A 14377-nucleotide genomic window follows, 5' to 3' on the forward strand; every position below is an offset into this window, starting at 1 on the left:
GCTATGGCCTCAATTCAATGACCGTCTTGCCGATTCTCACGGGTACACCGAGGTCCACGGGAAGGGCCCGGGTGAGCTGCTGGTCGGCCAGGTACGTGCCGTTGGTGGAACCGAGGTCTTCAATGAACCAGCGGCTTCCCTGCGGGAACAGGCGTGCGTGCCGGCCGGAGGCGTAGTCGTCCTCCAGCACGAGGGTGGCTTCCTGTGCCCTGCCCAGCAAAATGGGACTGGCTGCCAAGGGAATGGTGCGTCCCTTGAGCGGGCCTTCAGTGACCACCAGTTGGCGGGCCTGCTGTTTGACCGGGGCCGGGGCCGCTTCGGCCAGTTCAGGATTCTTGCGCACCTGCCGCGCCGTGGGGACACCCGTGGCTGCCTTTCGGCCGATCATGAGGTCCCGGCGCATGGCGGAAACGATGCTGAAGATCAGAACCCAAAGCAGCAGCAGGAAGCCGAAGCGCAGGGCGGTTATGGTCAGTTCGCTCATGGGCGGCCGCCAGTGTTGGCGGGCAGGAGGCGGAAGATGATTTTGGTCCGTCCCATCGTGATGGTGGAGCCGTCGGTAAGCTCCATGCTGCCGGCGACTTTGTGCCCGTTGACGTAGCTGCCGTTGGTGGAACCGAGGTCCACGGCAGTCGTAGTGCCGCCGGCAGTCTGGATTTCCAGATGGCGACGGGAAACTCCGGTGTCGTCCACCAGGATGTCGGCTTCTGATGAACGGCCAAGAACGACCGAAGGAGCGTTGAGTGAATACCGCTGGCCGTCGATGTCCAAGACGGGCTGCAGTCGGACGGGCTGACGGCTGGGCGCTGCAGGAAGGTTGGCCCGCGGCGCTGCTGCAGCAGGTGCCGACGCCTTCTCGGTCTTGGATGTGATCTCGAAATCGCCGGGACGGTGTGCTTCATCGTGCCGGAACGAGATGCGGACCGGCCCCTGCAGGGTGTAGCCCTGGCTGCGGACGTGGTTGATCACCACATCGCACAGTTCCTCGGCCAGCGGGGTGCCCCATTCCTGGGCCCGCTGGAAGTCGTCGTCGCTGAGCAGCACGTCAAAGACATTGGGTGCCAGGGTGCGGCCGGCGGCCACGGTGATGGCCTTGTGGTCCACTTCCCGGCGCAGCCGGCTGGCAATTTCCACAGGTTCGACCTGTGCTTTGGAACCGGTGGAGAAGACGCCGCGGACGGCCTTTTCGATGCCGCGCTCGACTTTGTCCAGCAAGCCCATGGTCCTTCTCCTTTCCTTGCCACTGCGGGCAGTGCGCCTCGTGTTGCTCTATCCGCCACGCACGTCACAACAGAACAGTGAGCCCGCCGGTAGCGGGCACCTATACATCCGATACTACTTGCCACCCCTGCGAATGACCTTAATCCACAACGTGCCGGAGCTCAGATTCGTTCATGCCGGGCCTTTCCTTTGTTGCGGTGATCACACCGGTAGATGGGTGATGAGCCGTGATTTCCCCGGGGCCGGGGCCGGCGCGAAGCCCCTCAGCCTGGCTGTCCGCGGGCCGCAAACCGGCCGATTGGCATTTTGCCGTGATTGTCCGTTATGCTTGATCTCGCTGCTTTTACGAGGTTGCAACTCCGGAATCCGGGGTTGCAATTGGGTATAAGAAGTTGCGCGCGAGTGGCGGAACGGCAGACGCGCTGGCTTCAGGTGCCAGTGTCCGAAAGGGCGTGGGGGTTCAAATCCCCCCTCGCGCACGCAATTGAAACACCCCGGTCTTCGGACCGGGGTGTTTTTTGTTGCCCAAAGGCATGGGGCGTTGGCGTTGTCCGTGAAAGTGCGTAACCCGCACACGTCAGGACACGGGGGTCACCAGGGTCCCGTCAGCTGCGAACTGCGCGAGGTTCGCAAGCGTGAGCTCCGCCATGGCTGCGCGGGTCTCGTTTGTTCCGCTGCCCAAGTGCGGCAAAAGGACCACGTTGTCCATGGACAGCAAATCCTGTGGAACCTTCGGTTCATCGGCAAAGACATCCAGGCCGGCTCCGCCGAGACTTCCGGCCAGCAACGCCGCGACGAGGGCCTGCTCGTCCACAACTGAACCCCGTGCGATGTTGATGAGGTAGCCGTTGGGACCGAGCGCCTCGATGACCTCATGGTCAACCACGTGCACGGACTCCGGCCCGCCGGCGGCTGCCACAATCAGGACGTCCGCATTCCTGGCCAGCTCCACCGGCGAGGACGCATACTCGTACGCAACCCCGGGGGCCTTCTTGCGGTTGTGGTAACTGATGGTGCAGTCGAAGCCCTCGAGCCTGCGGGCAATCACTTTTCCGATCCGGCCCAGGCCCAGAATCCCCACCCGCTTGCCGCTCGCCTTGGTGGCGAGGGGGAAGTTGCCATGTCGCGCCCAGTCGCCCCGGCGGACGTAGCGGTCGGCAGCGCTCGTGCGGCGCAACACGTCCACGTAAAGCGCGACGGCGGTGTCAGCCACGCAGTCGTTCAGGACATCCGGTGTATTGCTGACGGCGATTCCGCGTTCCGTGGCCTGTCTCGTGTCCGTGGTGTCGTACCCGACGCCGAAGTTCACAACTGCACGGAGATTAGGGAGGGCCTGCATCAGTTCGGTTCCTACCCCGAAGCGCCCCGACGTGACGGCGACGTCAAAAGTGTGGCCGCGGTGCCCCAGGAACTCGGCCTGGTCCGCTGGGGAATCGGGCAGCCGGACCGCGCCGTACACGTTGGCCACCGTGTCTTGGACAGTTTGCATGAGCGGTCCTACCTGCAGGACGGCGACGTTGTTGTTCATACCCTGCACAGTAGGTTCGGCCATCCATATGCGTCCAACATGCAAATAGCATTGATCGATGCCGGATGTGTATTGATATGTCGAGTTTCGCGGAATTCCGCGGCCGGCGGGGCCGCGTGGTGCCCGTCACACCGTATTGCCCTGCCGCCGGGGACTCGACGCACGGCCCTGCGGGGCGTCCCTCCCCTTGTGGTGCTTTTGGAAGCTCCACTAGCTTGAGTCCAGCGCGGCCCCCAGCTCCCTTTTCACACCTCACAAAGCTGCAGCCTGCTGCGCTCCATTAATCCGGAGGATCCAATGACGTCTTCTTCAACACCCCTGTTCCCGGCATCGGCGGTCAAGTGGCCCGCCCTCGCAGCCGGAGCGCTGCTGGCACTGAGCGGCTGCTCTGTCGCCAATTCCGAAGCGGCGCCAGCATCCGCAAGTGCACTTCGCGTGGTCCTCGGCCAGGAGCCTCCCACCTTGGAGGCCTGCGAATCGAACCTCACGTCCACCGGTGTGGTGGTGCGCTCAAACGTGACCGAGCCCCTCGTCGAGCGGAATCCCCAAACCGGCGAACTTGAACCGCTGCTCGCAACGGAATGGAAAGCCACATCGGACACTGTATGGACTTTCAAGCTGCGCGAAGGCGTGAAATTCCAGGACGGCACGCCGTTCAATGCGGAAGCCGCAGCGTTCACCATCAACAGGGCCGTCAACTCCAAGCTGGGCTGCAACGTGGAAGGCTACGTGTTTGGAGACGCCGACCTCAAGGTAAAGGCCGTGGACGACACAACCCTCACAGTCACCACGCCGGAGCCGGACCCCATCCTCCCGCTGCGGCTGTCCTTCCTGGAGGTGGTGCCGACGTCGACGAGCACCACCGCGAAGGTTCGCGAACCGGTCGGCACCGGCCCGTACAAAATCGAGACCTGGGATGCCGGCCAGAAAATCACGCTGACCAGCTGGGACGGCTACTGGGGCGATAAGCCGGCCTACGCCAAGGCCGAGTACCAGTGGCGGTCTGAAAGCTCGGTGCGGGCAGCCATGATCACCAGCGGTGAAGCCGATGTGGCCATGGGCCTCAGCCCAGACGACAACATGGGCGAGCTCGGTGTCGACTACCCCAACAATGAGACGGTTGCCCTTCGGATGGAGGCCACCAAGGCGCCGCTGAATGATATCCGCGTCCGCCAGGCGGTGAACTACGCCATCGACAAGGAGGGAATCGTCAACTCCCTCTACCAGGGCAAGCACAAGGTGGCGGCCCAGCTGGTACCTGAGGGCATCGTGGGCCACAACGCGGATCTGAAGGGGTGGGCCTTCGATCTGGACAAGGCCAAGTCGCTCGTCGCCGAGGCTAAGGCCGACGGCGTGGATACCTCCGCTCAGATTTCACTCGTGGTCCGCAGCGCCCAGTTCCCCAAGATCACCGAACTCGCGCAGGTACTCCAGGAGCAGTTGAGCCAGGCCGGACTGAACGTGAAGCTGAAGATGCTCGAAACCAGCCAGCACCTGACCTACCAGGTTCGCCCGTTCCCTGACGATGAGGGCGCAGTTGCCCTGATGACTCAGCACGGCAACCAGGCCGGCGATGCCGCCTTCACTGTTGACCAGTACATGCTGTCCACCGGGGCGCAGAGCTACTTCGGCACTCCGGAATTTGACGCCATGATCAAGAAGGCGGATGCCGCGTCGGGCGATGACCGGAAGAAGGGCTTCGAGGACATCTTTGCCTACCAGAACGACAAGGTTGTCCAGTTTGCCCACATCTCCCACCAGACCGGCATCATCGGCAAGTCCAAGTCCGTGAACTACACGCCGAACTCCTCCAGCGGCGACGAGCTCCGCGTTTCGGAAATGACCCCGGCAAGCTAGCCCGGGTCTCCAGGAAAAAAGAAGGACAGCCATGCTGATCTACTTGAGAAAGCGGATAATCTCCAGTGCTCTGCCGCTTGCGGTGGTCATTGTCGGTGTTTTCGCGCTCGCACGGATGACCGGAAACCCGGCCAGCCTGTACCTGCCCCTGAACGCCACCCAACAGATGCGTGATGACTTCACCGCACGCAACGGCCTGGACCAGCCTCTGCTGGTGCAGATGGCGGACTACTTCGGCGGGGTGCTGAAGCTCGACTTCGGCCAGTCCCTCCGGACGGGGCAGGACGCCGCCGCCATGGCGCTTCGTGCCTTCCCCGCAACCTTGCAGTTAGCAGCCACCACCATGGTGCTGGCCGTGGTGCTGGCACTGCTGGTGGGTTGCTGGGCCGCGCTGAAGCCGAACGGCGTTGCCGACCGCATCTCAAGTTTTATCTCCATGGCTGCCGCTTCGATTCCAGATTTCTGGCTCGCCATCGTGGGCATCTGGGTCTTCGCCATAACCCTGGGCTGGCTCCCGACCTCCGGTGTGTCGGGGGCCGGCGCCTGGGTCCTGCCGATTGCGACCCTGCTGCTCAGGCCATTCGGCGTCCTGGTCCAGATCGTCCGGGGGTCCATGGTCTCCGCTCTGTCGGAGCCGTACATCAAACTGGCCCGCAGCCGCGGCGCCGGCGAGCTGCGGGTGGTGACCCATCACGCTCTACGCAACGCCGCGGCTCCGGCCCTTACGGTGGCCGGTGACCTGACGGTGGGTTTGGTGAACGGAGCTGTGGTGGTGGAAACCATCTTCGGCTGGCCCGGGATCGGAAAACTCATGATCGATTCCATCCTGCAACGGGACTTCGCTGTGCTGCAGGCCGCAGTGCTGCTCACCGCAGTGGCGATCTTTGCATTGAACATCCTCATTGATATGGGCTACGCGCTGCTTGATGCACGAGTCCGCCCCGTCACGGCAAAGGCTTAGGAGTAGCCATGAAAACTTCATTGAATGAGCCGGCGGCACCGGACCAGGTTGCAGCGGCAGGGCAGCCGCAGTCTGTAAAAGAGCAGCCCGTCAGGGACAAAAAGGACGGGAACCTTAACCTCCTCCGGCTCCTGCTGAAGGACCGCTTTGCCACGGTGTCCGCGCTGCTCCTGATGGTGATCGGGCTGACCGCCCTCATCGGCCCTGCCCTGATGGGCGACCTGGCTACTAAACAGAACCTCCTCTTCGCCAATAAGGCACCCTTCTCCCTGGCCTATGGCTGGGAGTACTTCCTGGGCAGTGATTCCCTGGGGCGAAGCATGCTCGCGCGCCTTGTCGTCGCCAGCCGCACCACGTTCTCCGTGGCGCTGCCCGCCGTCGCCGTGGCCCTCGTGATCGGTTCGCTGTGGGGCGTCTGGGCCGGATACCACCGCGGCTGGCGGGAAAACGTGTCGATGCGGATCGCCGACGTCATCATGAGCTTCCCGTCCCTGCTGCTCGCCGTCGTCGTGCTGTATGTCTTCAGCCCCAGCGCCGGAAACATCGTGCTGATCCTCGCGCTCACCCGGATCCCCATCTACCTGCGCACCGCCCGGGCCGAATCCGCGGAGCTTCAAAGCAGGACGTTCGTGGACGCTGCCCGGACCTTTGGCGCCAGGCCGAACGCCATTATCGGCCGCCATGTCATCCCCGTGGTCCTGCCGACGCTCCTCACGCTGGCCACGCTCGAATTCTGCTACGTCATGCTGGCCGAGTCGTCCCTGAGCTTCCTCGGCATCGGAATCCAGCCGCCGGACGTCAGCTGGGGCCTGATGGTTTCGCAGGGCAGGCAGTACCTGCAGACAGCATGGTGGCTGTCGATCTTTCCCGGCGTAGCAATCGTGCTCACCACCATCGCCGCCAACGTCCTCGCGGCCTGGTTGCGCATCGCCACCGACCCGGCCCAGCGCTGGCGGCTCGCTCTTCCCCGCAAGCGCCTCATTGCCCGCATTCCAGTCAAGGAGGCAAAGCCGTGAAAACTGCTGCCCAGACCGTGCTCCCCGGAAAGACCCGGGCGCAAGATGTCGTTCTCAGTGTCAGGGACCTGGCTGTGGACATCCGGACGTACCGCGGAACTGTCCGGGCCGTCAACGGCGTGGACTTTGAGGCCCGTGCGGGGGAGACCCTGGCGCTGCTCGGAGAATCCGGTTGCGGAAAATCCATGACGGCCAAGGCCCTCGCCGGAATCATGGACCCGGTCTGTGACCTGGCCGGCGGGGAGATCGTCCTCAACGGGACAGACCTGGCAGCCCTGACGCCCAAGGAACGGCTCAAGTTCGCCGGACCGGAGCTTGGGATCGTTTTCCAGGACGCCCTGACGGCCCTCAACCCCGTCTATACGGTGGGGACACAGCTCGGCGAGGCATTCAGGATCCATCAGGGACTCAGCGCCAGGGAAGCCAAGGTCCAGGCCATTGAGCTGATGAAACGCGTGGGAATTCCCGAACCCGAATCCCGGGTCAATTCTTATCCCCACCAGTTCTCCGGGGGTATGCGCCAGCGCATCCTGATTGCCATGGCCGTTGCTCTGAATCCGCGCCTGCTGATCGCGGATGAGCCAACCACGGCACTGGACGTGACGGTCCAGGCGCAGATCATGCAGCTCCTGCGGAAGCTCCGGGAGGAGGGGCAGATGGCCGTAGTGCTGATCACCCACGACCTGGCGGTTGTTGCGGAGGAAGCAGACTCCGTGGCTGTCATGTACGCCGGAAACGTGGTGGAAAGCGGGCCGGTTTCCCAGGTCTTCAGCGATCCGCGGCATCCCTACACGAAGGGACTGCTCGAGTCCGTGCCCGTCCACGTGGAGCGCGGCGCCCACCTGAAGTCGATCGCGGGGAGCCCACCGGAGCTCCATGACATCCCTTCCGGCTGCGTCTACCAGTCCCGGTGCCCGCTCGTGCAGGAGATCTGCAGGGCCGAGCGTCCCCGGCTGCTGCCGGTGAATGGAAGCGCCACCAACAACCACTCCGAGACCCTGCCGCCCCGGCCGGGCCGGGCCGCAGCCTGCCACTTCAGCGAGGAGTTAAACAATGCCTGAGCCCCTTCTGCAGATCGATGGTTTGTGCAAGACGTTCCATGTGGCCAAGAGCGCCAGCGGCAACACCCGTCTCAAGGCCCTGGATGGGATCAGCCTGACGGTGGGCCGCGGGGAAACGCTTGGACTCGTAGGTGAGTCGGGCTGCGGCAAATCCACGCTGGCCCGGACCCTCATGATGCTCGAGACGCCGGATGAGGGGACCGTGACCTTTGAGGGAACGAATCCGTTCGGTCTCCGCGGCAAGGAACTGCTGAGCTGGCGGCGCAGGGTCCAGATGGTGTTCCAGGACCCGTTCGCCTCCCTCAACGCCCGCATGAGCGCTGGCGACATCGTCTCCGAGCCCTGGGCCACCCACCGGAGCCTCTACCCGTCGCCGCGTGAGCGCCAAGCCCGCGTGGGCGAGCTGCTCCAGATGGTGGGGTTGCGCCCATCGGACGCCCGTAAATCCCCGCAGGAGTTTTCCGGCGGCCAGCGCCAGCGCATAGGCATTGCGCGTGCGCTGGCCCTCAACCCCGACGTCATCATCCTGGATGAACCGGTTTCCGCACTGGATCTTTCCGTCCAGGCGCAGGTCCTCAACCTGCTCAATGACATCCAGCAGGACCTCGGCGTTTCCTACATCTTCATTTCCCACGACCTGACTGTGGTGCGGCATGTGGCCGATCGCGTGGCCGTCATGTACCTGGGCAGAATCATCGAAACGGGAAACACCGAGGAAGTTTTCGACCATCCGCGGCACCCGTATACGGCGGCGCTGATGTCAGCCTCACCGAAGCTCGACGTCACAGGCGCGACGCGGGACCGCATCGTCCTCAAAGGTGAGCTGCCATCCCCGCTGGACCCGCCGTCGGGCTGCCGTTTCCGTACCAGGTGTTGGAAAGCCCAGGACATCTGCGCCGACGCGGCGCCGGAACCGCGGGTGACTGCTGCCGACGACGGGGCACTGCACCTGGCCGAATGCCACTTTCCACTGGAAACCATCAAGGGCCTCACACCCGCCACAACCACCGCCGGGTGACGGGCACAGAGTATGCAGTCATTGCCGGTGTGATTTTCCTGGCCGCCTGCCTGCAGGCCTCGACGGGCTTCGGCATGGGCATGCTCGCCGCGCCGGTGGTGGCCATGGTGGATCCGATGCTGTTGCCGGCCACGCTCATCCTCCTGGCACTGCTCGTGACCATCCTCGTGACTGTCCGTGAGCGGCAGCACCTGGATCTCCGCGGGACCGGCTGGGCCCTCATGGGCCGGATCCCCGGAAGTTTCCTGGGAGCGTGGCTTGTGGCGGTGCTGTCCAAGGAAGGACTGGCCTGGGTTGTTGTGGTGGTGGTCCTCACCGGCCTGGTGCTAGCCCTCAGGGGGTGGGCACCCAGGCCGGTCCGGGTTAACCTCATCGCGGCCGGTGCAGCCTCGGGCATCATGGGCACCGCAACATCCATCGGCGGACCTCCGATGGCCCTGGTTTGGCAGGGGCATCAGGGATCGCGGCTGCGGGGCACAATGAGCGCGTTCTTCATGGTCGGTTCCGCAATTTCGCTGGCTTCCCTGGGAGTCGCAGGCGCCGTGACTGCTGAAGTATTGACCCTCGCGTTGTGGATGGTGCCTGCGGTGCTGGGCGGGTATCTCGCCTCGCGTTTCGTGAACCGCTTCCTGAACGCCGCCCGGCTGAGGATGCTGGCGCTGGGGGCGTCCGCGCTGGGAAGCCTGCTGTTGACGGGGCAACTCGCCCTGGCTGCTATGCAGCCCTGACTGGGCCCCTGGTGGGGACGCCCCTGACCCGGACGTCTCCAGCTCAGCCGCCCGTCCTAGTCTCGAGGCACCACGTTAAACAGCGCCTGGCCTTCCGTCAGCCGCCTGATGTTGGCGGCAATGTCCGCCGCCCGGCGTTCGAACGTGATCCGCGCATGCCCGGAGTGGTGCGGGGTGAGGACGGTATTGGGCAGGGACGCGAACGGCAGTTCCGCCGGAGGCACTACCCCGTCAGCTGGGGAACCCCACCACACGTCGATGCCCGCCCCGGCGATGCGCTGGGACTGCAAGGCATCGAACAGCGCGTGCTGATCCACCACCGGCCCCCGCGCAACGTTAATAAGGAGTGAGGTGGGCTTCATGGCTGCCAACTCCGCTGCGCCGATCATGCCCCTCGTGGAAGCGTCCAAAGGCACAGTGACAACCACGACGTCGGACGCGGCCAGCAACTCCGGCAGCTGGTGGTTGCCGCCCACCCAGCTCAGCGCCACTCCGTCCGGAATGCTGCCGTCCGGGTTCCTCCGGACGGCGCGGACATCCATGCCGAGCACACCGGCCATGCGCGCCACTTCGGCCCCGATGGAGCCCATTCCCACGAGACCCATGGTCATTCCACCGAGGGTCGGGTGGAAAGGAACGTCCGGATCGGTGGCAATGGTTTTCCAACTGCCCCCGCGTACGGCCCTGTCAGCCGCCAGGACATTGCGGGACAGCATCAGCGTGGTCATCAGGACGTGTTCGGCAATGGGCCGTGCATGATGGAACGTGTTGGCAACAACGGCCCCCGGGGGCAGCCCCGGAAAGGAGATCCTGTCGTAGCCTGCCCCTGTGACGTGGACCAGTTCCAGCCTGGCGGCGGCGGCCGCCTGCTGCGGGTTCAAGGAGGAACAAACGACGACGTCGGCACTCGCCAGCGCGTCCAGCTGGCGATCGGGGGTCCAGGCCGCCGCCATGTCCCAGTGGTGCGCGCCGCCGTCGTGCTTTAGCTGATCCTCAAAACGGCTGATGATGGCGTCGGTGACCACGATCCTCAGGCTCTTTCGTGAGGGGCCTGGGGTGCTCACCAGCGGGGGCTCTGAAGCACGAAGGAAGGGTCCAGCCTTCTCATGTATCCGGTGTCGTCGCGGCTCCTGATCCCGCATTCCAGATACTGGAGGTGGAGGCGCTCCAGGGCGTCGCGGTCCAGTTCGATTCCAAGCCCGGGTCCTGTGGGGACCTTCACGGATCCCTTGTCGAAGGCGAAAGTTCCGGCACGGACGACGTCCTCTTCCGGATCCTTCCACGGCCAGTGCGTGTCGCAGGCGTAATCGAGGTTCGGCGTCGCGGCCGCAAGATGGACCATGGCGGCGAGGCTGATGCCGAGATGGGAGTTTGAGTGCATGGACAGGCCCAGGCCGAAGGTGTCGGTGATGCCGGCCAAGGACTGGGAGCGGCGCAGGCCTCCCCAGAAATGGTGGTCCGAGAGGATGACATCCACGGCACCTGCCGCAATGGCTGGGGCAACGTCGGAAAAACTTACGACGCACATGTTCGTGGCGAGCGGCATCCCTACCTCGCGCCGGACGGCGGCCATTCCCTCAATGCCCGGGGTGGGATCCTCGAGGTACTCCAGGATGCCGTCGAGCTCCTTGCCCACCCGGATGGACGTATCCACGGTCCAGGCCCCATTGGGATCAATCCGGAGCGGCATTGCCGGGAATTCGGCCCGAAGGGCCTTGACGGCGGCAACTTCCTCCTCGGGGGCGAAAACGCCGCCCTTGAGCTTGAGTGCCGAGAAACCGTACTCGTCCACCATCTTCCGGGCTTGCCGAACAATTCCGGCCGGATCCAGCGCCGGACCCCACGAATCGTCGTTCTGGCCGGGGTGTCCTGACCATTTGTAGAACAGGTAACCGCTGAACTGCACGGTGTCACGGACGGCGCCGCCGAGAAGATCGCTGATGGGACGGCCGAGGAGCTTTCCCTGGATGTCGAGGGCAGCGACGTCGAAGGCCGACAGGACGCGGTCCGTGGTGCTGGAACCGGTCACCATTCCGCTCATGCCATGGCCGCCCCGGACCTGATCGTGTTGGAGTGCGGCTGCTATCCGGCTGCGGAGTTCGTTGATGTTGAAGACATCGGTGCCGGGAAGGGCCGCAGCTGCGGCTTGAAGGCGGGCCAGGTGGCCGGCGTCTCCGTAGGTCTCGCCCACCCCGCTGACGCCGGAATCCGTGTGGACTTCCACGATGGCCCGGAGGGCATAGGGCTCATGGACACCAACGGTGTTCAACAGCGGCGGGTCCTTGAAGGCCACCGGTGTAATGGTGACGTTCGTGATGGTCACCTGGTCCAGGTGTTCTGCCTGCTCGTTCACGGGGTTCACTCCGGTGTGCTCCTAGCTGCTGGTCGGTTTCTCAACTGCCGTCCAGATGACCATAATGGGAGCAATTGATCCAGGTCCAAGCCAATTAGTGCACTCGATCATCCATGAAAGGTATCGATGTTTACCTTGCCCCAGCTGGAGGCCTTTGTTGCGGTCGCTGAAGAGCTGCATTTCGGTGCGGCAGCGGAGAGACTCAACATGACGCAGCCTCCCTTGAGCCGGCAGATCCAGATCCTCGAGAAGAAGCTGGGTACGCAGCTCTTCGGCCGCACCAGCCGCAAGGTTGAGCTGACCTCGGCGGGAGCAATGCTGCTGCCCCGGGCGAGGCAGATCCTGGACCTGTGCATCAAGACTGAGCTGGATGTGCGCAGGGTTTCCTCGGGGGAGGCGGGAGCCATGACGGTGGGCTACACGGCGATCGCCGGCCAAAGTGCGCTGCCGCTGTTGCTGCGCCGGGCGGCCGACAGCATGCCCGGGGTCTCGTTCATGCTGCGGGAACTTGTGTCCACCGACCAGATGGACGGCCTGGTGAAGGGCAGCGTGGACCTTGGACTCTTGAGGCCGATTGTGGCCCGCCCAGGGATCGTGTCACGCCCCCTCATGAAGGACCGTTTGGTCGTGGCGCTGCCCGCCGGGAGCTCATTGCTTGGAGGCATGCCCATCAAGGAAGGCGCCCCGCTGCCCCTGGGGAAACTGGACCGACTTCCCCTGCTGATGTACTCCACGAAGGAAGCCAGGTACTTTCACGATCTGGTGCTCCGCCTGTTCGCCAGCGCCGGTGCCCACGCGAACATCACCCAGTACGCCAGCCAGATCCCTGCGCTCCTCGCCTTTGTCCAGGCAGGGCTGGGAGTCACGCTGGTGCCGGCGTCCGCCATGGCCTCGGCACCGGCGGGGGTCGACTTCCACGAAATCGACGGGAGTCACGGCATTCAGGAGCTCAACCGGGTGGACCTTGAGCTGGCCTGGAACGAAGAGACGGCGAACCCCGCGGTCAGGCGCCTTCTCGAGCTGATCGACTCCGAGGGGTTGGGTGTGTCCGACTCTGCGGGGTCGAGTGCTTCTGACCCCAAGGGGTTGGCTGCCTCCGAACCGGACAGCTAGCCGGGAGGGCTGTGTCCGATCCGGACGGCTGGCCGGGGGGCTACTTTGACCCGGCGGCGGCCAGTCGGGTCTGCGCTTTCTGAGAGGTTTCCACTTCATCACGCCGCTCAGCTGCCACTCCTGCCCCGGGCCCCTTGCGCTCCTTCAGGAAGTACACGAGTCCGGCGGCGAGGGTGGACGCCGCGGCCAGGGCGAAGAGTCCCGGGACCACGCTTCCGGTCTGCTCCTTGATGATGCCGAATCCGAAGGGGGCCACGAAGCCGCCCAGGTTTCCGAGCGAATTGATGATGGCGATGGCCGGAGCCAGGACCAGCGGATGCAGCGCGGACTGGGGGATCGTCCAGAACAGCGGCGAGGCGCTCTTGAAGCCCATGGCCGCGATGGCCAGGAAGACGAGGGCAAAGACCGGGGAAGCGATAGCGGCAGCGAAGGTTCCGACTGCGGCCACGAGGAGTGCGGCGACCAGAAGCGGGCGCTTGGACTTGGCCTTGTCCTGCCATTTCGCTGCGAAATACATGGCGAAAACGGCACAGACCCAAGGAATGGAGGAGAGGAAGCCGACGCTCAGGTCCGTGGTGCCTGGGATCTGCTTGACGATGCTGGGCAGCCAGAACGTGTTTGCGTAGATGGACAGCTGCACCGAGAAGTAGATGCCGCACAGCAGAAGAATCTGAGGGTTGAGCAGCATCTTCCAGCGGTTGACCTTGCCGCCGTCAGCCTTGGTGTGCTGGGCATCCTCCTGGCCGATCGCACTGGTCAGTGCCGACTTCTCGGCAGCCGTGAGCCACTTGGCATCCTGGATTTTGGCATCGAGGAAGAAGAACACAGTGATGCCGACGACGACGGAGAGCGCTCCTTCGAAACCGAACAGCCACTGCCAGCCGCGCAGGCCCAGAACGTCATGAAGGCTCAGGAGCAGCCCGGCGATGGGTCCGGAAAGGGCCGCCGCCACCGATGAACCTGCGATGAAGATTGCCGTGGCCTTGCCCCGCTGGCCTGCCGGAACCCAGCGGGCAAAGTAGAAGATGACGGCGGGGAAGAATCCGGCTTCGGCAGCACCCAACAGGAAGCGCAGAACGTAGAACATCGTCTCGTTCTGGACAAACGCCATCAGGAAGGACACGATGCCCCAGCTGACCATGATCCTGGTCAGCCAGACCTTGGCCCCGTACCTCTCCATCATCACGTTGCTGGGAAGCTCGAAAATGGCGTAGGCAATGAAGAAGAGTCCCGCACCGAATCCGTAGGCCGCAGCGCCGATCCCGACGTCTGCCTGCAGGTGGTCCTGGGCGTAGCCGATGTTGGACCGGTTCAGCTGGTTGCATACCAGCATGACCAGCATGATGGGCAGCACCCGCCGGAAAAACTTCTTGGTGGCCGAAGCCAGATCCGTGACAGCGGTGTCTACAGACTGCATGGGGGGGAATCCTCTTTGATAGATCAGCAAGCTCACGCTGCGGGGCCGACGGTATACTCCGTGTGCTCCTCGCCACAGCACCTCTTAACTGTGACAGTTGCTTT

13 protein-coding genes and 1 tRNA gene are annotated in these 14377 nt (G+C 64.2%); 8 read left to right on the forward strand and 6 right to left on the reverse strand.

The features are described 5' to 3' along the window. Position 1 precedes the first annotated feature (1 nt). Together JYA52_RS18780 and JYA52_RS18785 are read right to left on the reverse strand one after the other, a co-directional pair. Entirely contained in the window at positions 2-484 is a 483-nt protein-coding gene (locus tag JYA52_RS18780; protein ID WP_205654771.1) for an FHA domain-containing protein FhaB/FipA, read from the reverse strand. Further along, complete coding sequence (locus JYA52_RS18785) at positions 481-1221, reverse strand: FHA domain-containing protein (protein WP_205654772.1); 741 nt, start codon at positions 1219-1221, stop codon at positions 481-483. The genes JYA52_RS18780 and JYA52_RS18785 overlap by 4 nt, the downstream gene beginning before the upstream one ends. Positions 1222-1617: 396 nt before the next feature. Between JYA52_RS18785 and JYA52_RS18790 the strand changes: the two genes are divergently transcribed. Further along, positions 1618-1700: transfer RNA gene (locus JYA52_RS18790), tRNA-Leu, on the forward strand. A gap of 98 nt (positions 1701-1798) precedes the next feature. Here JYA52_RS18790 and JYA52_RS18795 read toward each other — a convergent pair. Then, positions 1799-2749, reverse strand: a complete 951-nt coding sequence (locus JYA52_RS18795) for a 2-hydroxyacid dehydrogenase (RefSeq protein WP_205654773.1) — start codon at positions 2747-2749, stop codon at positions 1799-1801. 297 nt (positions 2750-3046) lie between these two features. Between JYA52_RS18795 and JYA52_RS18800 the strand changes: the two genes are divergently transcribed. From JYA52_RS18800 to JYA52_RS18825, 6 genes are read left to right on the forward strand one after another with little or no spacing between them, the layout of a single operon-like run. After that, entirely contained in the window at positions 3047-4606 is a 1560-nt protein-coding gene (locus JYA52_RS18800; protein WP_205654774.1) for an ABC transporter substrate-binding protein, read from the forward strand. 31 nt (positions 4607-4637) lie between these two features. Next, positions 4638-5567 carry an ABC transporter permease gene (locus JYA52_RS18805; protein ID WP_205654775.1) on the forward strand — a complete coding sequence of 310 codons (930 nt, stop codon included), beginning with the start codon at positions 4638-4640 and terminating at the stop codon, positions 5565-5567. An 8-nt stretch (positions 5568-5575) separates the two neighbouring features. Then, positions 5576-6583, forward strand: a complete 1008-nt coding sequence (locus JYA52_RS18810; RefSeq protein WP_205654776.1) for an ABC transporter permease — start codon at positions 5576-5578, stop codon at positions 6581-6583. Beyond that, positions 6580-7644, forward strand: a complete 1065-nt coding sequence (locus JYA52_RS18815; protein WP_205654777.1) for an ABC transporter ATP-binding protein — start codon at positions 6580-6582, stop codon at positions 7642-7644. The genes JYA52_RS18810 and JYA52_RS18815 overlap by 4 nt, the downstream gene beginning before the upstream one ends. After that, on the forward strand, positions 7637-8662 hold the full coding sequence (locus tag JYA52_RS18820) for an ABC transporter ATP-binding protein (protein ID WP_205654778.1): 1026 nt from the start codon (positions 7637-7639) through the stop codon (positions 8660-8662). The genes JYA52_RS18815 and JYA52_RS18820 overlap by 8 nt, the downstream gene beginning before the upstream one ends. Next, entirely contained in the window at positions 8659-9390 is a 732-nt protein-coding gene (locus tag JYA52_RS18825; protein WP_205654779.1) for a sulfite exporter TauE/SafE family protein, read from the forward strand. Before JYA52_RS18820 ends, JYA52_RS18825 begins: the two co-directional genes overlap by 4 nt. Before the next feature lie 56 nt (positions 9391-9446). Here the strand turns inward: JYA52_RS18825 and JYA52_RS18830 are convergent, their stop codons facing one another. Both JYA52_RS18830 and JYA52_RS18835 read right to left on the reverse strand, forming a co-directional pair. After that, positions 9447-10454, reverse strand: a complete 1008-nt coding sequence (locus tag JYA52_RS18830) for a 2-hydroxyacid dehydrogenase (protein ID WP_307869446.1) — start codon at positions 10452-10454, stop codon at positions 9447-9449. Further along, positions 10451-11752, reverse strand: coding sequence for a glucarate dehydratase family protein (locus JYA52_RS18835; RefSeq protein ID WP_307869447.1), 1302 nt, complete (start codon positions 11750-11752; stop codon positions 10451-10453). Before JYA52_RS18835 ends, JYA52_RS18830 begins: the two co-directional genes overlap by 4 nt. Positions 11753-11869: 117 nt before the next feature. Here JYA52_RS18835 and JYA52_RS18840 point away from each other — a divergent pair, with 117 nt between their 5' ends. Next, positions 11870-12856 carry a LysR family transcriptional regulator gene (locus JYA52_RS18840; RefSeq protein WP_205654781.1) on the forward strand — a complete coding sequence of 329 codons (987 nt, stop codon included), beginning with the start codon at positions 11870-11872 and terminating at the stop codon, positions 12854-12856. Between the two features lie 40 nt (positions 12857-12896). On the opposite strand, the gene JYA52_RS18845 is transcribed toward JYA52_RS18840, so the two are convergent. After that, the gene (locus JYA52_RS18845; RefSeq protein ID WP_240460536.1) at positions 12897-14273 is read right to left on the reverse strand and encodes an MFS transporter; all 1377 of its coding nucleotides are present in this window, start codon (positions 14271-14273) and stop codon (positions 12897-12899) included. Positions 14274-14377 lie beyond the last annotated feature (104 nt).

The sequence above is a fragment of the Arthrobacter pascens genome, assembly GCF_017052465.1.
In the GTDB taxonomy this organism is placed as follows: domain Bacteria; phylum Actinomycetota; class Actinomycetes; order Actinomycetales; family Micrococcaceae; genus Arthrobacter; species Arthrobacter pascens.